This window comes from Microbacterium sp. C448 (assembly GCF_000582705.2).
GTDB classification, from domain to species: domain Bacteria; phylum Actinomycetota; class Actinomycetes; order Actinomycetales; family Microbacteriaceae; genus Microbacterium; species Microbacterium lacus_A.
The window spans coordinates 41,776-65,865 of sequence record NZ_HG779612.1; the positions used below are offsets into that span (position 1 = coordinate 41,776).

Below are 24,090 nucleotides of genomic sequence, written 5' to 3' on the forward strand. Positions count from 1 at the left end.
GGCCTACTCCAGGTAGTCCCGCAGCGACTGCGACCGCGACGGGTGCCGCAGCTTCGCCATGGTCTTGGACTCGATCTGACGGATCCGCTCGCGCGTCACGCCGAACGTGTCACCGATCTGGTCGAGCGTCTTCGGCATGCCATCGCCCAGGCCGAAGCGCATGCGGATCACGCCGGCCTCGCGCTCGCTGAGCGAGTCCAGGAGCGACTCGAGCTGACGCTGCAGCATCGTGAAGCCCACGGCATCCGCCGGCACGACGGCCTCGGTGTCCTCGATGAGGTCACCGAACTCGCTGTCGCCGTCCTCGCCCAGGGGCGTGTGCAGCGAGATCGGCTCGCGCCCGTACTTCTGAACCTCGATGACCTTCTCGGGGGTCATGTCGAGTTCGCGGCTGAGCTCTTCGGGCGTGGGTTCGCGACCCAGGTCCTGCAGCATCTGGCGCTGCACGCGGGCGAGCTTGTTGATGACCTCGACCATGTGGACGGGGATACGGATCGTGCGGGCCTGGTCGGCCATGGCACGCGTGATCGCCTGACGAATCCACCAGGTGGCGTACGTCGAGAACTTGAAGCCCTTGGTGTAGTCGAACTTCTCGACAGCGCGGATCAGACCGAGGTTGCCCTCCTGGATCAAGTCCAGGAACTGCATGCCACGACCGGTGTAGCGCTTCGCGAGTGAGACGACGAGTCGGAGGTTCGCGCCGAGCAGGTGCGACTTGGCCCGCTGGCCGTCCTTCGCCACCCAGGTCAGGTCGCGACCGAGCTGCGACCGCTTTTCGGTGTCGCTGAGCGCCGAGAGCTTCTCTTCGGCGAACAGGCCCGCCTCGATACGCATCGCGAGCTCGACCTCTTCGGCCGCGTTCAGCAGCGGAACCTTACCGATCTGCTTCAGGTAGTCCTTGACGGGGTCTGCCGTGGCGCCGGTGATCTGGGCCGAGTAGACCGGAACGTCGTCCTCGTCGCTCGACGAGATGACGATCGCGCCCGTGGGCAGGGGCTCGGTGAAGACCGGCTTCTTCTTATTGCCGTCTTCGTCCTCATCGTCGTCGGAGGAGTCATCCGTCGAATCGGATGCTTCGGTCTTGGCAGCCGGAGTCGTGACTGCCTCGTCGTCGTCCGCGACATCCACCTCGACGTCTACCTCTTCGTCGGGCTCGATGTCCTCATCGATGGCGTCTTCGTCGACAGCCTTCGATGCCTTCGCCTTCGCCGACTTGGCCGGCGCAGCCTTGGTTGCAGCCGACTTCGTTGCTGCGGGCTTAGCGGCAGCACTCTTAGCGGCAGCAGTCTTAGCAGCAGGCGCCTTCGCAGGAGCCTTGGTCGCCGCAGCCTTTGCTGCGGGAGCCTTGCGGGCGCGCGGAGCAGCCTTGACCGCCGTGGTCTCCGTCTCTTCGACGGGATCCTTCGTGGAGGTGCGAGAAGGTGTCACAATTCGCCTTTCACCGGCGCATCTCGTCTCAGACATTTGATGCACTCGGTCGTTTGCGGGCACGAGTAAGACCCTTGTCAAGTCCTGAGTGAGGCACTCACGGTTGACAACGGGTCCGATTGTCCATTATGGCACATCGCACGCTCGATGCGAGCCACCCAATGGCACTCTCATGTGAACACGGGAGCGCACCCACGCATTCCCCGGTACGCCGATCAGAGCCCGCGCGTGCCGAGCGGCGAGATCAGGACAGCCCGGTGTGCTTCTCGTCATCGCCCGCGGGACGCGAAGCCAGGTACCGCTCAAGCTCGGCCGCGAGTTCGTCCGCGCTCGGCAGATCGAACTCACCCAGGGACGACGAACGCAACGGCGAGCCGGCCATGTACTGGTCGTAGCGCGACTCGAGGTTCTCGAGCATCGTCGCCAGCTCATCGTTGGCAGAGATCTGCTCGTCGACCTTGGCGAGAAAGCCCAGGTTCTCTTCTCTCAGGTCTTCCGTAGGCAGCGCGATGCCACTCCCGAGTGTGATGCTCTCGAGCGCCGCGATGGCCGCCGCCGGGAACTCCGCATCGGCCAAGTAGTGCGGCACGAGCATCACGAAGCTGGAGGTGTTCACACCCTGCTCCACGAAACGCATCTCGAGCAGGTGCCCCACGGTCGCGGGCACTTGAGTGTGCGGCTGCCAGACCGAGTGAGCCGAGATCAAGTCGGCCCTGTTGCCGCTGACTGTCGTGCCGATCGGGCGGGTATGCGGCACCGGCATGGCGATCGCGTGGACCCAGGTGACGGACTCCACCCCGAGCGAGGTGACGAGTTCGACCACGCCGTGAGTGAACGCGTCCCACGCGAAGTCCGGCTCGTACCCGGTCAACGTCAAGAAGGGCTGGCCGATGAGGTCGTGGGCGAGCGCCAGTTCAAGGCGCGGCGGCACGTAGTCCGTGAGGTGGTCCTGGTCGAAGGAGATCACCGGGCGACGTGCCCGGTAGTCCAGCAGCGCATCATTCGAGAACGTCGCGACGGGCACGTTGTCGACACCGTCGCGCAGGACGTCGATCGATTGGGCGACGGCGCTCCCGGCATCCGTGAAGCCCGTCATAGCAATGACCAGCGGCAGACCGCGGGGCACCTCGGGCGCGTCAGGAGACGTCGCGTAGAGAGGACCGAACGGGGGCATGGGTCCACTCTACGAGCCACCGAAGGGTCGGGCCGCGCTGAGCGGTCGCGCTCACAGCGAACACCGCGACGCCCCGCATGGGTCAGCGGCTGGGCCGCAGACGCCGACCTAGGATGGTCCATATGCCGACGCCGCAGATCTCGTATCTCCCTGCCTCAGCGACAGACATCGATGCGGACGTCTCGCTCCTCTTGCTTCCGCCGCTCGCCGACGACGGCCCGGACCTGAACCCGTGGCCAGGCCTTGCCGACGCGCTGCGCGCGATCGAGTTCTCGGGGGCTCCTGGCTCTTTCGCCCGTGTGCCGCTTGGCGGCGCCGCGGGTGGTGCAGTGGTCGTTGCGGGTGTGGGTTCAGCGGCGCAAGCCGGTGCGTACCGGGATGCCGCGGGCTCAGGCATCCGCGCTCTCGGTCAGATCGAAACGGTCGCCGTGCACGCGCCCGGCGCGCTCGCCGGGACCTGGCGGGCCATTGCAGAAGGCGCGGGCCTCGGCGGCTACACCTTCGCGACCTATAAGAAGAACGGCGGCAAGCGTCGTGCTGCCCGAGTGATCGTCGTGTCGACAGAAGAAGTTTCGGACGACGACGTGCACGCCGCTCAGGTGGTCGTCGACGCGGTCGCTCTCGTCAAAGAACTCGTCGCGATCCCTGCCGACCGGCTCGGCCCGGCCGACCTTGCCGCACGTGCTGTGGCAGAGGTCGCCCACCTACCGGTCGAGGTCACGGTTCTCGACGAGGCAGCACTTGAGGCCGAGGGGTTCGGCGCGATCCTCGGTGTGGGTATTGGTTCTGACCGCCCGCCGCGATTCGTCCGCATGGACTACGCGCCCGCCGAATCCTCGCGCCACATCGCCGTCGTCGGCAAGGGAATCACCTTCGACACCGGCGGACTCTCGCTCAAGCCGGCGGGCTCGATGGTCGGCATGAAATACGACATGTGTGGCGCCGCTGTCGCGCTGTCGGTCGTGCGCGCCGCCGCCGAGCTGGCGCTGCCGGTCCGGGTGACGAGTTATCTCTGCATCGCGGACAACATGCCCTCGGGACGTGCGACACGCCCCGGCGACGTCCTCACAGCGCTCGACGGGACGACGATCGAGGTACTGAATACGGATGCCGAGGGTCGCCTGGTTCTGGCCGACGGCCTCGTCGCCGCATCCCGTGAGCACCCGGACGTCATCGTCGACGTTGCGACCCTCACCGGCGCGATCAGCGTCGCCCTGGGCACGCGCTACGCCGGGGTGATGGGCGATGACGCACCCGTCGCCGAGTACCTCGCCGCGGCCGAGCGAGCGGGCGAGCTCGCCTGGCAACTGCCCTTGCCCGGCTACATGCGCGATGACCTCGACTCCCCCATCGCCGACCTCGTGAACGCGAAGATCGGCGACCCGGCGGGTGGATCACTCTTCGCGGGGTTGTTCCTGCAGCACTTCATCGGCCCGGTCTCGGACGAAGAGAACGCGCCGACCATCCCGTGGGTGCATCTGGACATCGCGGGCGTCGGCATGAACAAGGGCGGCCCCTACGGTTCCACCGATAAGGGACCCACCGGAGCCAGCGTCCGTTCCCTGATCGAATTCGTCGCAGGGGGTGCCCGGTAATGGCGGAACACGTCTTCGACCTGGTTGTCCTCGGGGGCGGTAGCGGCGGTTACTCCGCGGCGATCCGTGCCTCAGAACTCGGCGCGAAGGTCGCGATCGTCGAACGCGACAAGCTCGGTGGCACCTGCCTGCACCGCGGCTGCATCCCCACCAAGGCGCTGCTGCACGCCGCCGAAGTCGCCGACGCCGTGCGGTCCGCGAGTGAGATCGGCGTCGACGCGACGCTGACGGGCATCGACGCCCACGGCCTCCGCGCGTACCGGGAAAAGATCGTCGCCAAGAAGTTCGCCGGGCTCAAGGGATTGATCTCGGCCCGCGGCATCACCGTGATCGACGGCGAGGGTTTCCTGCAAGCGGACCGCGGGGTGCGGGTCGGTGCGGACGTGTACCGCGGCAAGAACGTGCTCGTCGCGACGGGCTCCTATTCGAAGATGATCCCGGGGCTCGAGGCCGGCGGCCGGATCCTGACGAGCGAACACGCTCTTGAGCTGCCCGAAATTCCGCGACGCGTCGTGATCCTCGGCGGCGGTGTGATCGGCGTTGAGTTCGCCAGCCTGTGGCGCTCCTTCGGTGTCGACGTGATGATCGTCGAAGCCCTGCCCCGGCTCGTCCCGCAGGAGGACGAGGCCATGAGCAAGGCCCTCGAGCGGGCGTTTCGCAAGCGGGGAATCGGGATGCGTCTCGGGTCCCGGTTCGCGTCCGCGACACAAACCGACGACGCCGTGGTCGTTCAGCTCGAGGACGGCACGCAGCTCGATGCCGACTATCTGCTCGTGGCGATCGGTCGCGGACCGAGCACCGCGGGCCTCGGTCTCGAAGAGGCGGGTGTCGCGCTCGACGGCGGTTTCGTCGTCGTGAACGACGACCTGCAGACATCCGTCCCCGGCGTGTGGGCGGTGGGCGACATCGTGCGCGGCCTGCAGCTGGCACACCGCAGCTTTGCACAGGGAATCTTCGTGGCGGAGCGGATGGCGGGACTGCCCGCGACCGCGGTGCCCGAGCGCCAAGTCCCGCGCATCACATACAGCGACCCCGAGGTCGCCTCCGTCGGTTCGACTCTCGCCGAGGCGGTCGCCGACCTCGGGAGCGAGAAGGTCACGTCGTTCGATTACAACCTGGCGGGCAACGCGCGCAGTGAGATCATCGGCACCGGGGGTCTGGTTCGGGTCGTCCGTGCCGTCGACGGTCCCGTGATCGGGGTTCACCTGATCGGCGCGCGTGTCGGTGAGTTGATCGCCGAGGCCCAGCTCATCGTCGGCTGGGAAGCCCACCCGGACGACATCGCCCCGTATTTGCACGCCCACCCGACCCAGAGCGAGGCACTCGGCGAGGCGTTCCTCGCGCTCGCGGGCCGACCCTTGCACGCGCTTTAGCAATGCCGGTCCTCGGCTTCACTAAGCTAGACAACGACAGTTTCGTCCTTAAGGAGACATCGTCATGAGCACATCCGTCGTCCTCCCCGCTCTCGGCGAGAGCGTTACCGAGGGTACGGTCACCCGCTGGCTGAAGCAGGTGGGAGACGAGGTCAAGGCCGATGAGGGCTTGCTCGAAATCTCGACCGACAAGGTTGACACCGAGATCCCCTCCCCCGTGAGCGGAATTCTCGAAGAGATTCTGGTGCAGGAGGACGAGACCGTCGAGGTCGGCGGTCTGCTTGCCAAGATCGGCGACGGCAGCGGCCAGCCCTCCGACGACGCAGCGCCCGAGGCATCCGCCCCCGCCGAGGCGCAGGCCCCGGCCGAGGACAAGGTCGTCGAGGCACCGGCAGAGCCCGAGCTCGTCGCTGAGGCCGAACCGGCCGGTAACGCCTCCGCCGAACCCGCCGCGGTTGGTGCATCGAGTGGTTCGAGCACGTCCGTCGTTCTGCCCGAACTCGGCGAGTCGGTCACCGAGGGCACCGTTACGCGCTGGCTCAAGAATGTCGGCGACGACGTCGCCGTAGACGAGCCGCTCCTCGAAATCTCGACGGACAAGGTCGACACCGAGATCCCGTCACCCGTTGCCGGGGTTCTGCAGGAGATCGTCGCCGCCGAGGACGAGACCATCGCGGTCGGTGCGGTACTCGCCAAAATCGGCAGCGGGGCACCCGCCGCAGCATCGGAGCCGGCACCGGCTCCGGCCGCAGAGCCCGTCACCGAGCCCGAAGCTCCCTCCACCGAGAAGCCCGTCGAGGCGGATGTCCCGGCATCCGAGACTCCTGAGCAGGCACCCGCACCTGAGCCCGCTCCGGCTGCTGCCGCTCCGGCTCCCGCAGCGTCGGCTCCCGCAGCATCCGCTCCGGCACCTTCGGCCCCCGCTCCGAGCGCGCCAGCGGCACCGGCTGCGCCCTCGGACTCGTCCGATGACCGCACGTACGTCACGCCTCTGGTGCGTCGTCTCGCTCAGCAGCAGGGCGTGGATCTCGCGTCTGTGACCGGCACGGGTGTCGGAGGGCGCATCCGCAAGGAGGATGTGCTGAAGGCTGCCGAGTCGGCCAGCGCCGCTCCCGCAGCGCCCGCTGCGGAGAAGGCGCCCGCTCTCGAGGTCTCGCCCTTGCGTGGCACGACTCAGAAGATGTCGCGCCTGCGGAAGGTCCTCGCCGAGCGTGCCGTCGCGTCGATGCAGGCCACGGCCCAGCTCACGACCGTCGTCGAGGTCGATGTCACGAGGCTCGCGGGATTCCGCGACAGCGTGAAGGTCGACTTCCAGAAGAAGACGTCGGACAAGTTGTCGTTCCTGCCCTTCTTCGCCCTGGCCGCGGCCGAAGCGCTGCGGGCGTTCCCGATCGTCAACGCCACGGTCGACGGTGACACGATCGTGTACCCGGCGTCCGAGAACCTCTCGATCGCGGTCGACACCGAGCGGGGCCTGCTGACGCCGGTTCTGCGTGATGCAGCCTCGAAGAACATCGCCGAGATCGCTCACGAGATCGCCGATCTTGCCGCCCGCACGCGCGACAACAAGCTGAAGCCGGACGAGCTCGGAGGCGGCACGTTCACGCTGACGAACACCGGTTCGCGCGGCGCCCTGTTCGACACCCCCGTAGTGTTCCTGCCCCAGTCGGCGATCCTCGGCACGGGAATCGTCGTCAAGCGCCCCGGTGTGGTCAAGGTCGATGGTGTCGAGGCGATCGGCGTCCGCTCGGTCGTCTACCTCGCGCTGTCGTACGACCACCGGATCATCGACGGTGCGGACGCTGCTCGATTCCTCGGTGCCGTCAAGGCGCGCCTCGAAGCTGCGGAGTTCGCGGCGGATCTCGGTATCTGATCAAGCCCGACTCTGAGTAGGCACTCGCCGAAACGCCCCGACAGTAATGTCGGGGCGTTTCGCGTTCATGGCGCCTCGACATCCCGCACGTCACGGATCACCCACGACTGACCGGTTCGCACAAGCACTACGAGCTGCGCGGGCACCGTGCCATCCACACCACTGACGCTCAGGATCGCGACTCCCCCGAGGTCGTCCAACAGCTCGACCTTTCGCTCCGCGGCGGGCAGGTCGACCGCGCCCGGCGGCATATCCGGGGCGGCAGACTCCTCGAAGTACTTCGCCTTGCAAGGAACTTCCGTGCAGGCCGCTAGTGCGTCCAGCGCCGACTGCAGGGCGGCCGCGGGATCGCTCTGCGCCGCCGCATCCCCGGTTTCGTCCCCGCCCTCAGTCTCGACGCCGCCCTCTTGCGCGACCGGGTCCGCATCAGCCGGTACCGCCGCCGCAGTGGAAGGCGTCGGCGATCCGGATGCGGCGGGGCGCGCGTTGGCGGCGGGAGCGGAGCCTGTCGGCCAGGCCAGACCCCCGACGACGATCACGCCCGCGATGCCCGCCGCCACCAACCAGGGCCGGGCGATCCTGCGACGCGCGTTTCCTGCCCGCCTGCGCACCGATTCCATCGCGTCCGAAACCATGTCGCCGACACCGGAGTCCACGTGCCGACTGACGAGTCGGCCCAGGAACGAATCCCGTCGTTCCGGCTCGACGATGTCGACTACGCCCGCCCGCCGCGCATTCGCCGCTCGACGTGGGGTCAGCGGCGCGAGAACGAGGGGTTCGGGCGAAGCGATCGCGAACAGGTGCGCCTCGGCCTCTTCCGATGCCCGGCCATCCCGCAGCATGGTGGCGACCTCGCGTAGGCGCCACGACCCGTCGACAATCGGCGTCTCGGCCAGCCGGTCGACGATCAAACCCGCCGCCTCGCCGATGCGGTCACCCGCATCACTCGCTGCGCATACGAACGTCGGGGTTCCGTCCTGCGTCAGCCACCAGTGCCCCCGGAGCTCTTCCCCCCGTGCAGCGTCGCACCCGCGGATGAGACTCACGGCGACCGTGATGACCTCACCCGCCCCCAGATCCACGCCGGCCTGGGCGCGCCGCGCAAGAAACGTGTCGACGCGCTCGACGCACCATGGCAGTACCGCCTCGTGACCTGACGACGTCCGCGAGACGTCGTGAACGGCCAGCACGTGATCGCCACGATCCCGCCACCCCGCCCAACCACGCAGATCCGCCGTGTCGATGAGCTGGACGACGGTCTCGTCCACCCGGGCCAACCACCCGACGAAGGGAGCTTCGGGCTGAGCGACGCGCCGCATCCGGACGACGGCCCCCGTCAGCGGATCATCGATCGGTGGCGGCTCGGTCATCCTCCTACGCTGGCCCGACGGGACGTGCTCAGGCCGTCCGATCTTCCGATCCGTGGTGACCGGAAGGAGGGACCACACTGTGGAGGACGGACGGCGGGGAAGATAGCCAATCACCGCGCGGAACACCGGGCTCTCGGGAAGTAGGCTGGAACGTATGGCAGCACGCAGCGCGGCACCCGAGAAGCGTCCCGGGTTCTTCTCCCAGATCAAGAGTCTCTACACCTTCACACGTCGGTCGGTCGGCTTCCTCCCGTGGTTGCTCACGGGGATCTTCATCGTCACGACAGGGCTCGGCATCGTGGTCGCGTTCCTGATCCAGCCGCAGTGGTGGAACATCCTGCTCTGGGGCATCACCGGCTTCCTCGCGGGTATCCTCGCGTCGCTCATGACGATGACGCGCCTGTCGACCCGCGCGATGTACGACCAGATCGACGGGATGCCCGGCGCCGTGGGCCACGTCATCACCACGTTCCTCGGACGCAGCTGGACGGCTTCCGAGACTCCCGTGGGCGTCAACCCGAAGACTCAGGACGCGGTCTATCGCGCGATCGGCCGCGGCGGTGTCGTGGTCATCGGCGAGGGCTCGCAGGGTCGGCTGCAGCGCCTCGTCAACGAAGAGCGCTCGAAGGTGAACCGCGTCGCCAACGGAGTCCCCGTGCACGTCATCTACATCGGCCACGGGACGGGCGAGGTCCCGATCAAGGACCTGGCCAAGACGATCAAGTCGTTCCCACGCAAGCTCGACAAGGCGACGATGGTCGCCGTCATGAAGCGCGTGGACTCGGTCTCGCAGTCGCTCGCATCGCTCCCGATCCCGAAGGGCATCGACCCGACGAAGGTGCGCGCGCCGCGTCCCCGCTGATCGCGTCGCTCGCCTAGCGGCGGACGAGGATCGTTCCGACCGCCTTGTCGTGCAGACCGCGCTGATCCGCGTCCCAGATCACGGCGGGGATGACGACGATCAGCAGCACGGTCCGGATGATCGGGCGCCAGAGCCCCACCCATCCGCCGCCGACCATTTCGAGCCGCAGGCCGAAGATTCGGTGACCGGGACTCGCCTGCAGCGTGGGCAGGAAGACGATCTGGATCGCTCCGAAGATCGCCAAGATCGCCAGCGCGTCGAACGCGAAGAAACCTGAAATCAGATACGCGGCGCCGTAGTCGATCACGAGGGCCCCGATACGGCGTCCGACGCGGGCGACGGAACCCGCACCATCCCGCGGCAAACCGAGGCGTTGACCGGGATAGGCGTCGGGAGCAGTCGATGTCACCGGACCAGCGTATCCAGCCGCGCGTAACATGCCGGAAACATTAGTGTCATGGTCGAGCAACTCCTCTTCGATAGGTTGCTAGGACAGCCCGCATCGCGGGCGGCAGTTCCCGAATGCCCTACCTCTGGAGCCAGAATGTTCAAAGACTCATCCGAGGTGTTGAAGTTCATCAAGGACGAGGACGTCAAGTTCCTCGACATCCGGTTCACGGATCTTCCTGGTGTTCAGCAGCACTTCAACATCCCCGCTTCCACGGTCGACGAGGAATTCTTCACCATCGGCCAGCTGTTCGACGGCTCCTCCATCCGAGGATTCGCGAACATCCACGAGTCGGACATGCAGCTGATTCCGGACGTGTCGACGGCGTACCTCGACCAGTTCCGCGAGGCGAAGACGCTCATCATGATCTTCGACATCTACAACCCGCGCACCGGCGAGATTTACCACAAGGACCCGCGTCAGGTCGCCAAGAAGGCTGAGAAGTACCTCGCCTCGACCGGCATCGCCGACACCGCGCTCTTCGCCCCCGAGGCCGAGTTCTACATCTTCGACGACGTGCGCTACGAAGTGAAGCAGAACTCCAGCTTCTACAGCGTCGACTCCGAGGAAGGCGCCTGGAACACCGGTCGCGCCGAAGAGGGCGGAAATCTCGCCAACAAGACCCCGTACAAGGGTGGCTACTTCCCGGTCAGCCCCGTCGACAAGACGGCCGACCTGCGCGACGACATCACGCTGAAGCTCATCGAGGCCGGTTTCATCCTCGAGCGCTCGCACCACGAGGTCGGTACGGGCGGTCAGCAGGAGATCAACTACCGCTTCGACACCATGGTGCACTCGGCGGACGACATCCTGAAGTTCAAGTACATCGTCAAGAACACCTCGGAGCAGTGGGGCAAGGTCGCGACCTTCATGCCCAAGCCGCTCTTCGGTGACAACGGTTCGGGCATGCACACGCACCAGTCGCTGTGGCTCGACGGCAAGCCCCTGTTCTACGACGAGAACGGCTACGGCGGCCTGTCCGACATCGCGCGTTGGTACATCGGCGGCCTGCTGGCGCACGCGCCCGCCGTGCTCGCCTTCACCAACCCGACGATCAACTCGTACAAGCGTCTGGTCAAGGGCTACGAGGCCCCAGTCAACCTGGTCTACTCGGCCGGTAACCGCTCGGCAGCCATCCGTATCCCCATCACGGGATCGAACCCCAAGGCCAAGCGCATCGAGTTCCGCGCGCCGGATGCCTCGGGCAACCCGTATCTCGCCTTCGCGGCGCAGATGATGGCCGGCCTCGACGGCATCAAGAACCGCATCGAGCCGCACGAGCCCGTCGACAAGGACCTGTACGAGCTTCCCCCCGAGGAGGCGAAGAACATCCCGCAGGTTCCGAACTCGCTGCTCGATTCCCTCGAGGCGCTTCGCGCCGACCAGGACTTCCTGCTCGCGGGTGGCGTGTTCACGCCCGAGCTGATCGAGACCTGGATCGAGTACAAGATCGAGAACGAGATCAAGCCGATCGCGGCACGTCCGCACCCGTTCGAGTACGAGCTGTACTTCGGCGTGTGATCGGTACCTGACGCGAAGAGGGCCCCGGGATCATCCCGGGGCCCTCTTTGCATGGTCAAGGCGATGTTCCGCTGTCGCAGACCTATGCTCGCGCGGCCCGCACATGTCGATCTGCGACAGCGGAGTACACCCAGCGCAGCTGGTCAGCCGTAGAAGAGCTTCTCGAATACCCGGCGGGCACGACGCGCCGTCCCGAAGTAGTCCTCTTCGACCTGCGTCGCCGCGCGCGGGCCGTAGTCGAGGATGCGTCCGATGCCATCGAGCTGGCGCCGATCCGTCGGCAGCACGTCGCTCGTCTGCCCCGACAGCAGCGTGTTCGCCGAGCGCAGGCGCGTCGACAGGTGCCACGACTCCGCCAGACGGGCGGCGGATGTCTGCGGGATCAATCCCGCCGCTACCGCCGCGTCCAGCGCACCCAGCGTCGATGTTGTGCGCAGCTCGGGGTGCTCGTGCGCGTAACAGAGTTGGGTGAGCTGGACGAGCCACTCGACGTCGCTGAGCGTGCCGGGGCCGAGCTTGAGGTGCCGCGTACGGTCGACGCCCTTCGGCAGCCGCTCTGTCTCGACGCGTGCCTTGATGCGCTTGATCTCGCGCACCCCTTGAGGGTCCGGATGCTCGGGGTAGCGCAGGCGGTCGGCCAGCTCCATGAAGGCGCGGATGAGCTTGACCGAACCGGCAACGCCTCGCGCGCGCAGGAGCGCCTGAGCCTCCCACGACAGCGACCAGCGCGAGTAGTACTCGGCGTAGGAGGTCAGTGAGCGCACGAGCGGGCCGGTGCGTCCCTCGGGGCGCAGATCCGCATCCAGATCCAACGGCGCCCGGAAGTCCTCCGACACCCGACGCAGCTCCGCGACGATCTTGAGCGACAGCTGGTGCGCGCGCTCGGGATCGACCTTCTCGGGACGATAGACGTAGAGCACGTCCGCATCCGATCCGAACCCGAGCTCCGCTCCCCCGAACCGGCCCATCGCGATGATGGCGAAGTCCAGCGAGGCATCCTCCGGCGGCACGACCTCTCGACGCACGGCACGGAGGGTCGCCTGCAGGGTCACGTCGGTGATGGTCGTGAGGCTCGCCGCGAGCTGCTCGATCGTGAGCACACCCAGCACGGCCGCCATCGCGGTGCGAAGGAGCTCCCGGCGGCGCAGTGCACGCACGGCCCGCATGGCGTCGTCGATGGTCTTGTGGCGCGTCTGGATCGCCCGCGCCTCTTCCTGGAGCGCCAGGCCGGAGCGCGGACGCAGGGGCTCGTCGTCATCCAGCCAGGCGACGGACTCGGGGATCCACTCCATCAGCTCGCCGATGTAGCGCGATCCCGACAGGACGCGCGTCAGTCGTTCCGCGGCCCCGGACGAATCGCGGAGCATACGGAGGAACCAGGGGGTATTACCGAGGCGCTCGCTGACGCGCCGGAACGCGAGCAGCCCATAGTCCGGGTCGACGCCATCCGCGAACCACCGGATCATGACGGGCATCAGGTGCCGCTGGATGGTCGCCTTCCGGCTGATGCCGCTCGTCAGGCTGCCGATCGTCCGCAGCGCTCCCGCCGGGTCGCGAAAGCCGATCGCCGCGAGTCTGTCGTGCGCCTGCGCCGTCGAGAGCACGCGCCCGTCTTCGGGCAGGGCTGCAACGGCCGACAACAGCGGCCGATAGAAGAGACGGACATGGATGTCTCGGACCTCGCGCTTGATCTGCTCCCAGACGGCCGCGACGCCCTCCCCGGTATCGGCGAGCCCGGAGGCACGTGCGAGCGTGCGCAGCCCCTCGGGCGTCCGCGGCATGAGGTGCGTGCGCGCGAGGCGCCACAGCTGCAGCCGGTGCTCGAGCAATCGCAGCACCCGATAGTCCTGCGCGAAAGCGGATGCCTCGACGCGTCCGATGTATCCGCCCGTGACCAGTGCATCGAGAGCGGCGAGCGTGCCTCGCTGGCGGATCGAGTCATCCGTCAGCCCGTGCACGAGCTGCAACAGTTGCACGGTGAATTCGACGTCACGGATGCCGCCGGGTCCGAGCTTCAGCTGATAAGGCACGTCTTCCGCGGGGATGTGCTCGGTCACCCGCTCGCGCATGCGCTGCACGGAGTCGACGAAGTTCTCGCGCGCGGCGCTCGTCCACACCTTCGGTTGCACGGCCTCGACGTAATCGCGGCCGAGCTCCGCATCGCCCGCCAGCGGCCGAGCCTTCAGAAGGGCCTGGAACTCCCAACTCTTGGCCCAGCGCTGGTAGTACGAAACGTGCGAATCGAGGCTCCGCACGAGCGCCCCCTGCTTGCCCTCGGGCCGAAGGTTCGGGTCCACCTCCCAGAGCGGCGGCTCGATCTCGGCCTCTTCGATGCCGCGCATGGTCTGCACGGCAAGGCGCGTGGCGATATCGAGCACACGGCTCTCGCTCGTGCGCTCGACGAGCTCCGCGCTGCCCCCGCCGACGAAGATCACGTCCACGTCCGAGACGTAGTTCAGTTCACGCGCGCCGGCCTTGCCCATCCCGATGATGGCCAGGCGTGTCTGAGCGACATCCTCACGGGGAAACAACCCGCCGGGTCCACTGCCGGTCGCCGAGATGCGCGTTCGCGCAACGGCGAGCGATGCCTCGAGGGCCGCGGCCGCGACATCCGCCAACGCCGCGGACACCTCACGGATCGCACCCGGCGGGTCGGGCGAGAGCAGATCGTAGACGGCGATCCGGGCGACGAGTCGCCGGTAGCGGACGCGCAGGGCAACCCAACCATCCGCGTTCTTCTCGGCGAAACCGTCTACCGCACCGACGGACTCCAGCATCTCGTCGCGCAGCTCGTCCGCGGTAGCCAACAGACCGCGTGGCTCGAGGAGGTCCTCGAGCTCATCCGGATGCCGCAGGTAGAACGACGCGTATCCCTCGCTCGCGCCGAGAAGAGCCCACACGGCGCGATGTGCCGATGCGCTCGCCATGACCTCGCGGACCGGGATGGCATTGCGTCGCGCGATCGCGACGAGCCCGCGTACCGCGGCGTCCGGATCACCCGCAGAAGATGCCTCGGTGATCCACGAATCTCGCGGCAGCCCCGTCAGCTCTTCGAGCTCCTCGAGACCGCGCTCGGCGGCATCGAGTTCGGTGAAGCCGAGGCGTGCGAGACCCGTGCGGGACTGAAATCGTTCCAAAGCCATGGGAGCGGACGCCCCCGTCAGAGCATCTCGAGATTGCTCTTCAGCTCGAAGGGCGTGACCTGCGAACGGTATTCCTGCCATTCACGACGCTTGTTCTTCAGCACGTACGTGAAGACCTGCTCGCCGAGGGTCTCGGCAACCAGCTCGCTCTCTTCCATCGCCTGCACGGCGTGGTCGAGGCTCGCGGGCAGGGGCTCATACCCGAGCGCGCGACGCTCGGCGTCGCTGAGTGACCAGACGTTGTCTTCGGCCTCGGGCGGGAGTTCGTACTCCTCTTCGATACCCTTCAGACCGGCCGCGAGCATGAGGGCGTAGGCGAGGTAGGGGTTGGCCGCAGAATCCAGAGCGCGGTATTCGACGCGCGAGGACTGGCTCTTGTTCGGCTTGTAGAGCGGAACGCGCACCAGCGCGGAACGGTTGTTGTGACCCCAGGTGATGAAGCTGGGTGCCTCGTCGCCGCCCCAGAGACGCTTGTACGAGTTGACGAACTGGTTCGTCACCGCGGCGATCTCGTTGGCGTGACGCAGCAGACCGGCGATGAACTGACGGCCGACCTTCGACAGCTGGTACTCGGCGCCCTCTTCGTAGAACGCGTTCTGGTCACCCTCGAAGAGCGACATGTGCGTGTGCATGCCGCTGCCCGGCTTGCCGCTGAGGGGCTTCGGCATGAACGTCGCGTACACGCCCTGCTCGATCGCGACCTCTTTGATGACCGTGCGGAACGTCATGATGTTGTCGGCCGTCGCCAGGGCGTCGGCGTAGCGCAGGTCGATCTCGTTCTGACCCGGTCCACCCTCGTGGTGACTGAACTCGACCGAGATACCCAGGTCTTCCAGCATCCGGACCGAACGACGACGGAAGTCGTGCGCGGTGCCTCCCGGGACGTTGTCGAAGTACCCGGCGGAGTCGACGGGCTCGGGGCCCTCGGCGCCGTACGACGACGACTTGAGCAGATAGAACTCGATCTCGGGGTGGGTGTAGAACGTGAACCCTCGGTCGGCGGCGCGTGCCAGGGTGCGCTTGAGCACGTGGCGCGGGTCGGCCACGGCGGGCTGACCGTCGGGCGTCGTGATGTCGCAGAACATGCGGGCCGTGGGGTCGATCTCGCCCCGCCAGGGCAGGATCTGGAACGTCGCCGGGTCCGGGTGCGCGAGAAGATCGGACTCGAAGCTTCGAGTCAGACCCTCGATGGCTGATCCGTCGAACCCGAGGCCCTCGGCGAATGCCCCCTCGACCTCGGCCGGGGCGATCGCGACGGACTTGAGCGTCCCGATCACATCGGTGAACCAGAGGCGGACGAATTTGACGCCCCGCTCTTCGATCGTCCGCAAGACGAAATCACGCTGCTTGTCCATGGTTCCCTCCGCAGCTCCGCTGCTTTCCCAGCCTACTGGGGGTCTTCGCCGGCGCCGGACGCGGATGCGCCCCACGAGGCATCACGGGCGTCATCATCGGCCCACGCACGCGCGCGGTCCTTAATGACCTGCGGCGCGTTGGCCGCTTCTTCCGCGGTGTCGAACGGGCCGGCGCGGTCGATCGCGGGCGATTCGAACCCCTTCTCGACCTGACCGGTCGTCAGGTTGTACCAGTACTTCTGTTCGCTCTCGGACACCGGTTCTCCCTCGATCTGCGTTCCGTGTCGATCCTACTGACCGCGGGGCTTCGAGCGTGGCGCATCGCGCACCCGGGCGGGTTGGGCGAGTTGTGCTCGCTAAGCTGATTCGCATGGCAAAAAGCGTTGACCGTGCTGTCGGTGTCGACATCGGGGGGACCGGCATCAAGGCCGGCATCGTCGATCTGAAGCGCGGAGAGTTGCTGAGCGACCGCATCCGCGTCAACACCCCGAAGGGTGCGGCGCCGGATGACGTGCTCGCCGCCGTGAACGAGGTGCTCGACAAGTTGGGCGGCGTCGACAAGAAAATCCCCCTCGGAGTCGCCTTCCCCGCGATCGTGAAGAAGGGTCGCACCCTCTCGGCAGCCAACGTCTCAGAGAAGTGGGTCGACTTCGAGGCCGAGAAGTTCTTCGAGAAGGGCCTCGGACGCGACATCCAATTCGTCAATGACGCGGATGCCGCGGGTGTCGCCGAGGTCCGCTACGGCGCCGCGAAGGGTCACGACGGGCTGACGATCCTCACCACGCTCGGCACCGGAATCGGCTCGGCCTTCATCTACAACGGGACACTCATCCCCAACACCGAACTCGGACACCTCTGGTACGAGGGTGAGTCGATCGAGAAGTACGCGGCGTACTCGGCGATGGAGCGCGAAGACCTCAACTGGGAAGACTGGACCAAGCGTCTGCAGCTCTTCTACGACCATGTCGAGTTCCTGTTTTCGCCCGATCTGTTCGTCGTCGGCGGCGGCGTGTCGAAGCATCCGGAGCGCTTCTTGCCGATGCTGAAGCTGCGCGCGCCGATCCTTCCGGCCGTGCACCGCAACAGCTCGGGCATCATCGGCGCGGCGGCCCTCGCGGGCGACGTTTAGGTCGCTCGCCCCGGTCCCTGAGCCTGTCGAGGGACCAGCCGCGCCTCGTTGCTCGTCAGACCTCACGAGGTAGCGTCGAAGGATGTCTGCGCCACTTGATCGTCCGCTCTACGGCGCCTCGTGGGGCTCGGCCATCGCCCGATTCTTCGGTAATTACTCCATTTTTCGCGGCCGTGCGAGTCGGAGCGAATACTGGTGGTGGGTTCTCACGAATGCGCTGATCATCATCGTCCTCAACACCATCGCCGCCGTGTCGGGCGCCGAGGGCTGGCAGAACGGGGCGGTCGCCCTGCCGCTGGCGGGTGGACCCGGTGGTGTCGTCACAACAGTGCCCGGTGCGATCGCCCTGATCTACGGCCTCGGGACGCTGCTGCCCAACCTGGCGCTTACATGGCGACGGCTGCACGACACCGACAGAAGCGGTGCCTGGTTCTTTCTGACGTTCTTGCCCGTGATCGGTTGGATCGTTCTGTTCTTCTTCCTGATCGGTAGTCCGCGCGAAGAGGGCCGTCGCTTCGACTGACCCACGGATGCCGAGAGCGCCGTTTGCTGCCGAGGCCGCCGGTTCTTCGCCGTGGATAAGCGGCGCTCTCGGTGCTAAGTGGCGGTCTCGGTGCCATCCACATCCGTCTAGCCCACGAATGTACGGGTTGTGTGCGAGTGCACGGGCTACGCGCGCGATCGAAGTCGTGCACTCGCGACGAAGTCGTGCACTCGCGACGTGGCAGCAGAGAGAGGGCGAGTGGGCCGGCCTGTACGCCGGGTTCTGTCCGGGGGCGTGAGCCCCGTGGACGGTCATCTCTCTCGACGACACGTTGCCATGCCGTTCTAGCGGTCTACCCGAGGACTCGGCGGGCCGCGTCAACATCCCCTGTCTGACCTTGCTCCGGGCGAGGTTTACCGAGCAGACCGCGTCACCGCGGTCCCTGGTGGTCTCTTACACCACCGTTTCACCCTTACCGCGGTTGCCCGCGGCGGTCTGTTTTCTGTGGCACTGTCTCGCGGATCACTCCGGGTGGGTGTTACCCACCGCCCTGCCCTGTGGAGCCCGGACGTTCCTCGGCACGAAAGAAAACCCTCGTGACGCGACCGTCCAGCCGACCCACTCGCGCCGCAAGTCTAGCCGCGGATGCCTCGCCGCCCCGCGCCGGTCAAACCACCGAGCTCAGCCGCCAGGTCGCGGCGAAAGCTCTCGCGACGGTCCATCGACGAGTTGGCCGCGGCATCCGCTCTCGCGTTCTGCGCCCGCGGGATCCATTCGAAGCTCACCTGCCGCCCGGCGATGAGCTCACGAGCCTCGCGGGCCAGGGCCTGCATGTCGGGGTGCTTGATCTTCCAGCGTCCGGTCATCTGCTCGACCACGAGCTTGGAGTCGAGACGCACGCGAACGGATGCCGGCTCTCGCTCGAATGCGGCACGCAAACCCTCGATCATGCCCCGGTACTCGGCCACGTTGTTGCTCGCCATGCCCACATAGACACCGACTTCGACGAGCACTTCGCCGGTCGTCGCGTCGAGGACGACAGCTCCGCCCGCGGCGATGCCCGGGTTGCCGCGCGATCCGCCGTCAGCCTCGACGATCAGGTCGGGCGCGGCCGGCGGCGCGATCGGGTCGTCCCAGAGCGCCCCGCTCATCGGGACCGGCTCACAGGCCCGATTCGTTCGTCCGCACCAAGATGCAGCCGCACTCGGGGCAGTTCACGATCTCGTCGTCGGCCTTCCCCCGGATCACCTGTAGATCGGTACCCGAAAGCACCATGTGGCATCCGCCGCAGGTGCGCGCGCGCAGTAGCGCCGCGCCGTCACTGCGGGCGGTCAGCCGCTCGAACAGTGCCAGGAGTTCCGGCGGCACCGTCCCGACGACGGCCGCACGGTCGCGGGTCAGATGCTCGATGCGGGCGGTCGCCTCGGCGACGACGGCCTTGGCCTCGTTCGAGAGCCGCGTGCCCTCTTCGTTCGTTTCGGTGACGAGGCGCTCCTGCTCGGCAACGGATGCCTCGACCTGTTCGAGCTTCTCCATCAGCTCCAGCTCGGCATCCTCGAGGTCACCCTGCCGACGCGCCAGCGAGGCGAGCTCGTGCTCGAGGCCCGCGGCATCCTTCGGGTTCGAGACCTTCTGCAGCAGCTCTTCGTCGCGCTTACGTCGCGCCTCGACAACCTTGACGTCGGACTCGACCCGCGAGATCTCGAGCTGCAGGTCGTCGCGTGCACCTTGGCGACGCGACAACTCGTGCGAGAGGGCTTGCCGCGCGGCGAGGAGTTCTTTCACACGCGGGGCTTGGGGGGGATTCTGGCGCAGGGCATTTGACGCGCGGAGCTGCGCGTCGAGCTCGGCGATCTCCAGCAATCGGCGCTGGTCTGTCGGGCTCGCATTCACCCGTCCAGCCTATCCCGGCGGGCGCTTCGCCTTCGCGGGCTGAGACTCAGACGATGCGGGCCCGAATCCGCGCCGAGGCGAGGGCGAAGAACACCACGATCATCGCGCCCAGAATCGCGGCGACGAACACGGCCGTGACGGTCCAGTCCCCGACGGTCAGGTCGATGCCGTAGAAGAGCGCAATCGAATCGGATGCCTCGGGCACCCCGCCCGACAGCGTGTCGAGGGGGCCCTGGGTGAACTCACGGCGCAACACCATCGACGACTGCGCGAACGGCAGCGCGTTGATGACTTCGCGCACGGCCTCCGGCAAGGATCCGACGGGGATGTAGGCGCCCGCCACGAATCCGAGGATCGTGCCGACAATCGTGGACATCGCCGAGAACGCATTGTTCGACGACAGGAACGACACCACGAAGGCCGAGAGCGCGGTGAAGGCGGCACCGGACAGGGCGACCCATCCGACGATCCGCAGCACCGAGAGCGGTGGCAGCACGACTCCGTCGACGAGCCAGAGGTAGATCAGGCTGATGACGAGCACGATGAGCGTCATCAGCAGGGCGACGATCAATGCAGCGAACAGATACCCGGCGACGATCTGGCCGCGCCGGATCGGCGAGACCAGAAAGTCGCGGAATCGGCTGGATGCAGCATCCTCGACCAAAACTCCGAGCGCACCCAGACCCGTCGTGATCGACGTCATACCGACGATGCCGGCGAACATCCACGAGTCGACAAAGGCCTTGATCTCGGCGGTTGTCGCGTCGGGGAACGACTCTTGCAGGCCGGTCGTCTGCAGGTTGCCGAGGAATAGCGTGTAGAGCGCGAAGAGGATGATCGCCGACAGCAGCGAGAAGAAGACGTTGAGGCGGTCGCGGAAGAACAGGCGCAGGTTCCGGCCGATGATCGTGCTGACGACGCCCATCAGTTCTCGATCCCTTCGCGTCCGGTCAACGCGAGGAAGACGTCATCCATGCTGCCGTGGCGGAACTCGAAGTCGACCACGTCGTCACCATGGGCGGCGAGGAGACTTCGGGCGAGGCCCGCATCGGGCACAGCGATCGAGAGGACGTCTCCTTCTCCCGTCGCGACCGCTCCCGAGGTCAGGGCGAGTGCGAGCAGGCCCGCGCGGTCGCGGGTCGTGATGGTCAGGATGCTGCGGCTGTGCCGGGCACGCAGCTCGGCGGGCGTCCCCTCGGCGATGATCCGGCCCGCGTCGATGATGCAGACGCGATCGGCCTCCTCGGTCTCTTCCATATAGTGCGTGGTCAGGAAGACGGTCAGTCCCGATCGCTCCCCCAGTTCGTGGATCGTCGACCAGACGACCGCGCGGCTGGCAGGGTCGAGGCCCGCGGTCGGTTCGTCGAGGAACAGGATCGCGGGTTCGTGCAGCAGAGCCCGGGCGATGTCGACGCGGCGGCGCTGCCCGCCCGAGAGCTTGCCGTAGCGGCGGTCGAGGAACTCGTCCAGCTCGATGAGTGCCGACAGCTCGGCGATGCGGTCGTTGATCGCCGAGGCATCCGTCATCGAGAAGCGCGCACGGATGCGCAGGTTCTCGCGTGCCGTGAGCGCATCGTCGAGCACGGAGTCCTGGAAGACGACGCCGATGCTCCGGCGGATCGCTTCGCCGTCGGTAGGGATGTCTCGCCCGGCCACGATCAGGCGGCCCGCGTCGAAAGGCAGGACGGTGGTGAGGCACCCGATCGTCGTCGACTTGCCGGCGCCGTTGGTTCCGAGGAACGCGAAGACTCCCCCGGCCTCGACCTGGAACGACACGTCGTCGACCGCGACGACCTTCTTGTACCGCTTGGTGAGGCCCTCGACCTCGATCGCGGGGATAGCGGCGGATGCGTTCATGAAACACGCAAACGGAGGGTGTGAGTAGAGGAAGCGCCGCGCATACGCACATCCTTCCTGATCTGCGAACTCATCTCTCAATTCCCGCACTAGCGAGACCTACTTTTCAGAACAGGAAGCACCGTCGCCGATTGACCGTCGCACCCAGTCATGGTTTTCGACAGGAGGTCTCACGCCGAAGAAAGCTCAAGGCCAATCGGCCGAGTCACGATACCGCTTGAGAGGCGGACTCGAGCGCCGCGCGTGCAAGCGTCTGTGACGGGCGCGCGTCGTGATGCACGACCGCATCAGTGTGGAAAGTCAGTGGCGCGACGTAGTCCGCCCACATGCCAAGGTGTTCGAGCGCTGAGGATAGGTAAGCGCGACACCACTTCTCGCAAGACTCCGGCAGATCCCCGTCAATGATGCTGAACGGGGACCCATCGATCGCCGGTGGCGTCTCCGTCAGCAGATCGCGCATGAGCCGAGCAGACTGCGCCACCTCCACCCACGAGCGCGACTGCTCTCGATCGACCGGGATACGGTTCGGTGCCTCGTCATCATTCACGGCGCGAGCGTATGGGTCATGTCCTCGCGCGATCCACGCGAGGTGCTGCGGCGGCATCTGTCGCTCGTTCTCGCAGACTGGGCGGAGCAGCGCAAAGCCGAGGTAGACCCGAAGCGCAAGGAAGAACTCAGGCAGCAGCGGCTCCAGCTACTCGACATTCTCGAGACTCACAAGATCAACGTCGATGACCCGTCCTACCTGACGCTCGTAACGGCTGCGGCGCAGGAGGTGCGGACGAAGTTCTCTGCTGGCGACCTCGGTGACTCAGCGCAGGTCGAGCGCCTATGGCGCGCATCTGCCGGCTCCGCCCACGGAAAGATGTGGCCATCGCTGGAACTGCGGGTGTCCGTCGAACTCGACGGCCAGCCGTTCACGTTCCCAGACGTCGACGCGATGTCAGCAATCCTCATGCTTGCGAACAGGGTTACTCAGTATGGGGTATTCCGGTTCATCGACTACGCAGGCCACGAGCCACAACTTGCGGAACGCCTTCGGGCGACCTCCTTACGCTGGTACGCGCGCATCCCGAAGGTCCCGGGAGCACCCGAGCGGCTCGAGGATGTTCCTGGCTACCCGCCCCCGCGACCGACTCCCGGCGCTCCCGACAGGGGCCGGTAACGGCCCCACCACGCGTAGGCACTGGTGCCGGTGGTTTCGGTAGGTCGGGGTCTTCTCAGCGATCGATCCACTTCTGCATACTTTCCGGGTGCCGCGCGAGCGAGGTGTCGACGAGGCTGGAGGCGGTCGTCAGCTGCGCGAGTTCGTCATCATTGAGGGCGACGGAGGATGCGCCGACGTTCTCCTCCAGGCGGTGAATCTTGGTCGTGCCGGGAATGGGCACGATCGAGGCGTTCTGGGCGAGGAGCCATGCGAGGGCGATCTGGGCAGACGTCGCGTTCTTTCGTGTTGCGATCCCGGCGAGTAGGTCAACCAACCGCCGCCCCGCGTCGCGGCCTTCGGCGCTGTAACGCGGCAGAGTGGCGCGGACGTCTCCCTCGCCGAACGCTGTCGAGTTGTCGAGGGTGCCGGTGAGGAGCCCTTGCCCAGCGGGCTGAACGGGACCAGTCCGATGCCGAGTTCGACCAGGGTGGGGAGAATCATCTCTTCGGGTTCCCTCCACCACAGTGAGTATTCGCTCTGCAGAGCCGTGACGGGCTGGACGGCGTGCGCGCGGCGGATCGTGTCGGTACCGGCCTCGGACAATCCGAAGTGCGCGACTTTGCCAGCGGCGATCAGTTCTTTCACCGTTCCGGCGACGTCTTCGATCGGCACGGCGGGATCGACACGGTGCTGGTACAGCAGGTCGATGTTCTCGACACCGAGACGCTGGAGCGATGCGTCCAGGGTCTTCCGAATGTAGTCCGGGGTGCTGTTCAGTCCGGTTTCGCTGGTGCCGTCGAAGTCGAAGCCGAACTTGGTGGCGATCACGACATCGTCGCGGACGGGGGCAAGCGCCTTGCCGACGAGTTCTTCGTTGGTGAAGGGGCCGTAGACCTGGGCGGTGTCGAATAAGGTCACTCCGAGGTCGACGGCTCGCCGGATCACGTCGATGCCGTGTGCGTCGTCGAGGTTGTGGCCGTAGCCGTGGCTGAGGCCCATGCATCCGAAGCCGATGGCGGATACCTCCAGGCCAGTGCGGCCAAGAGTGCGCGTATTCATGTGTGTCTTCAGCTTCAATCGGTAATCAGGCGTCGCCGCGGACGGCGTTGAGGTCGTCAACGACGCGCTGCGGTTCTTCGGACGCCGGCAGGTTGTCGGTGTCCTTTGCGCCATCGAGGGACCCGGTTGCGTCGGGTACCAGGGCGCCGAATACTGGCCCGAGGTCGGCCTGTTCGGGGCCGCGTTCGGCGACGAGTTCCAGGGTTCGGCGGTCGGCTCGGGGGTTGGTGAGGCTGTCGAGCAGTACGCGGGCGATCTGCCTGCGGGCGATCACGCCGTCTGCGGGGGTACCGATGAGGTGGGTGTCCCCTTGGCGCATGGTGATCTTCAGCTGATCGGGTGCGTTGTAGTGTCGCGCGTCAGAATGTTTGGCAGGGGT

At 66.6% G+C, this 24,090-nt stretch carries 20 protein-coding genes, 1 other RNA gene and 2 pseudogenes; 8 read left to right on the plus strand and 15 right to left on the minus strand.

Annotated elements, in window-relative coordinates:
- Nucleotides 1-3 precede the first annotated feature (3 nt).
- Together MIC448_RS02880 and MIC448_RS02885 are read right to left on the minus strand one after the other, a co-directional pair.
- The gene (locus tag MIC448_RS02880) at nucleotides 4-1,431 is read right to left on the minus strand and encodes an RNA polymerase sigma factor (RefSeq protein ID WP_036295828.1); all 1,428 of its coding nucleotides are present in this window, start codon (nucleotides 1,429-1,431) and stop codon (nucleotides 4-6) included.
- Between the two features lie 241 nt (nucleotides 1,432-1,672).
- A complete protein-coding gene (locus MIC448_RS02885) occupies nucleotides 1,673-2,602 on the minus strand; it encodes a proteasome assembly chaperone family protein (protein ID WP_036295778.1) in 930 nt (309 codons plus the stop codon).
- Between the two features lie 122 nt (nucleotides 2,603-2,724).
- On the opposite strand from MIC448_RS02885, the gene MIC448_RS02890 reads away from it, so the two are divergent.
- The 3 genes from MIC448_RS02890 (at nucleotide 2,725) to sucB (ending at nucleotide 7,443) form a co-directional block, all read left to right on the plus strand.
- Complete coding sequence (locus MIC448_RS02890; RefSeq protein ID WP_036295780.1) at nucleotides 2,725-4,197, plus strand: leucyl aminopeptidase; 1,473 nt, start codon at nucleotides 2,725-2,727, stop codon at nucleotides 4,195-4,197.
- Complete coding sequence (lpdA, locus tag MIC448_RS02895) at nucleotides 4,197-5,570, plus strand: dihydrolipoyl dehydrogenase (RefSeq protein WP_036295782.1); 1,374 nt, start codon at nucleotides 4,197-4,199, stop codon at nucleotides 5,568-5,570. Before MIC448_RS02890 ends, lpdA begins: the two co-directional genes overlap by 1 nt.
- 64 nt (nucleotides 5,571-5,634) lie before the next feature.
- The gene (gene sucB, locus MIC448_RS02900) at nucleotides 5,635-7,443 is read left to right on the plus strand and encodes a 2-oxoglutarate dehydrogenase, E2 component, dihydrolipoamide succinyltransferase (RefSeq protein WP_036295784.1); all 1,809 of its coding nucleotides are present in this window, start codon (nucleotides 5,635-5,637) and stop codon (nucleotides 7,441-7,443) included.
- A gap of 65 nt (nucleotides 7,444-7,508) precedes the next feature.
- Here the strand turns inward: sucB and MIC448_RS02905 are convergent, their stop codons facing one another.
- Complete coding sequence (locus MIC448_RS02905; RefSeq protein ID WP_036295786.1) at nucleotides 7,509-8,813, minus strand: hypothetical protein; 1,305 nt, start codon at nucleotides 8,811-8,813, stop codon at nucleotides 7,509-7,511.
- Between the two features lie 154 nt (nucleotides 8,814-8,967).
- Here MIC448_RS02905 and MIC448_RS02910 point away from each other — a divergent pair, with 154 nt between their 5' ends.
- The gene (locus MIC448_RS02910) at nucleotides 8,968-9,675 is read left to right on the plus strand and encodes a DUF4191 domain-containing protein (RefSeq protein ID WP_036295787.1); all 708 of its coding nucleotides are present in this window, start codon (nucleotides 8,968-8,970) and stop codon (nucleotides 9,673-9,675) included.
- A 13-nt stretch (nucleotides 9,676-9,688) separates the two neighbouring features.
- Here MIC448_RS02910 and MIC448_RS02915 read toward each other — a convergent pair whose 3' ends face one another.
- Entirely contained in the window at nucleotides 9,689-10,084 is a 396-nt protein-coding gene (locus MIC448_RS02915) for a transporter (protein WP_036295788.1), read from the minus strand.
- A gap of 135 nt (nucleotides 10,085-10,219) precedes the next feature.
- Between MIC448_RS02915 and glnA (MIC448_RS02920) the strand changes: the two genes are divergently transcribed.
- A complete protein-coding gene (glnA, locus tag MIC448_RS02920) occupies nucleotides 10,220-11,644 on the plus strand; it encodes a type I glutamate--ammonia ligase (protein ID WP_036295789.1) in 1,425 nt (474 codons plus the stop codon).
- A gap of 143 nt (nucleotides 11,645-11,787) precedes the next feature.
- Here the strand turns inward: glnA (MIC448_RS02920) and MIC448_RS02925 are convergent, their stop codons facing one another.
- The 3 genes from MIC448_RS02925 to MIC448_RS02935 are packed head-to-tail and all read right to left on the minus strand — an operon-like array spanning nucleotide 11,788 to nucleotide 16,399.
- Nucleotides 11,788-14,787 (minus strand): bifunctional [glutamine synthetase] adenylyltransferase/[glutamine synthetase]-adenylyl-L-tyrosine phosphorylase, encoded by a 3,000-nt coding sequence (locus MIC448_RS02925; protein ID WP_036295790.1) that lies wholly within the window; start codon nucleotides 14,785-14,787, stop codon nucleotides 11,788-11,790.
- A gap of 17 nt (nucleotides 14,788-14,804) precedes the next feature.
- Nucleotides 14,805-16,142: a type I glutamate--ammonia ligase gene (glnA, locus tag MIC448_RS02930; RefSeq protein ID WP_036295791.1), complete on the minus strand. Its 1,338-nt coding sequence runs from the start codon at nucleotides 16,140-16,142 to the stop codon at nucleotides 14,805-14,807.
- Between the two features lie 32 nt (nucleotides 16,143-16,174).
- Complete coding sequence (locus tag MIC448_RS02935; RefSeq protein ID WP_036295792.1) at nucleotides 16,175-16,399, minus strand: hypothetical protein; 225 nt, start codon at nucleotides 16,397-16,399, stop codon at nucleotides 16,175-16,177.
- 113 nt (nucleotides 16,400-16,512) lie between these two features.
- Between MIC448_RS02935 and ppgK the strand changes: the two genes are divergently transcribed.
- Nucleotides 16,513-17,271: a polyphosphate--glucose phosphotransferase gene (ppgK, locus tag MIC448_RS02940; RefSeq protein WP_036295793.1), complete on the plus strand. Its 759-nt coding sequence runs from the start codon at nucleotides 16,513-16,515 to the stop codon at nucleotides 17,269-17,271.
- Nucleotides 17,272-17,353: 82 nt separating this feature from the next.
- Nucleotides 17,354-17,794: a DUF805 domain-containing protein gene (locus MIC448_RS02945; protein WP_036295794.1), complete on the plus strand. Its 441-nt coding sequence runs from the start codon at nucleotides 17,354-17,356 to the stop codon at nucleotides 17,792-17,794.
- 216 nt (nucleotides 17,795-18,010) lie between these two features.
- On the opposite strand, the gene rnpB is transcribed toward MIC448_RS02945, so the two are convergent.
- The 6 genes from rnpB to MIC448_RS02975 form a co-directional block, all read right to left on the minus strand.
- An RNA gene (gene rnpB / locus MIC448_RS02950) (RNase P RNA component class A) lies at nucleotides 18,011-18,376 on the minus strand.
- A gap of 14 nt (nucleotides 18,377-18,390) precedes the next feature.
- Nucleotides 18,391-18,906 carry a reverse transcriptase-like protein gene (locus MIC448_RS02955; protein ID WP_081766150.1) on the minus strand — a complete coding sequence of 172 codons (516 nt, stop codon included), beginning with the start codon at nucleotides 18,904-18,906 and terminating at the stop codon, nucleotides 18,391-18,393.
- Nucleotides 18,907-18,916: 10 nt separating this feature from the next.
- Nucleotides 18,917-19,648 (minus strand): zinc ribbon domain-containing protein, encoded by a 732-nt coding sequence (locus MIC448_RS02960; RefSeq protein WP_036295795.1) that lies wholly within the window; start codon nucleotides 19,646-19,648, stop codon nucleotides 18,917-18,919.
- 46 nt (nucleotides 19,649-19,694) lie between these two features.
- Nucleotides 19,695-20,573 (minus strand): ABC transporter permease, encoded by an 879-nt coding sequence (locus MIC448_RS02965; protein ID WP_036295797.1) that lies wholly within the window; start codon nucleotides 20,571-20,573, stop codon nucleotides 19,695-19,697.
- Nucleotides 20,573-21,505 (minus strand): ABC transporter ATP-binding protein, encoded by a 933-nt coding sequence (locus MIC448_RS02970; protein ID WP_036295799.1) that lies wholly within the window; start codon nucleotides 21,503-21,505, stop codon nucleotides 20,573-20,575. The genes MIC448_RS02965 and MIC448_RS02970 overlap by 1 nt, the downstream gene beginning before the upstream one ends.
- A 205-nt stretch (nucleotides 21,506-21,710) precedes the next feature.
- Nucleotides 21,711-22,052 carry a hypothetical protein gene (locus tag MIC448_RS02975; RefSeq protein WP_036295801.1) on the minus strand — a complete coding sequence of 114 codons (342 nt, stop codon included), beginning with the start codon at nucleotides 22,050-22,052 and terminating at the stop codon, nucleotides 21,711-21,713.
- Nucleotides 22,053-22,070: 18 nt separating this feature from the next.
- Between MIC448_RS02975 and MIC448_RS02980 the strand changes: the two genes are divergently transcribed.
- Nucleotides 22,071-22,670, plus strand: a complete 600-nt coding sequence (locus MIC448_RS02980; RefSeq protein WP_036295803.1) for a hypothetical protein — start codon at nucleotides 22,071-22,073, stop codon at nucleotides 22,668-22,670.
- A gap of 55 nt (nucleotides 22,671-22,725) precedes the next feature.
- Here the strand turns inward: MIC448_RS02980 and MIC448_RS02985 are convergent.
- Both MIC448_RS02985 and MIC448_RS02990 read right to left on the minus strand, forming a co-directional pair.
- Nucleotides 22,726-23,825, minus strand: a pseudogene (locus MIC448_RS02985) (aldo/keto reductase).
- A pseudogene (locus MIC448_RS02990) lies at nucleotides 23,737-24,090 on the minus strand (hypothetical protein); the annotation flags it as partial. The pseudogenes MIC448_RS02990 and MIC448_RS02985, both read right to left, overlap by 89 nt.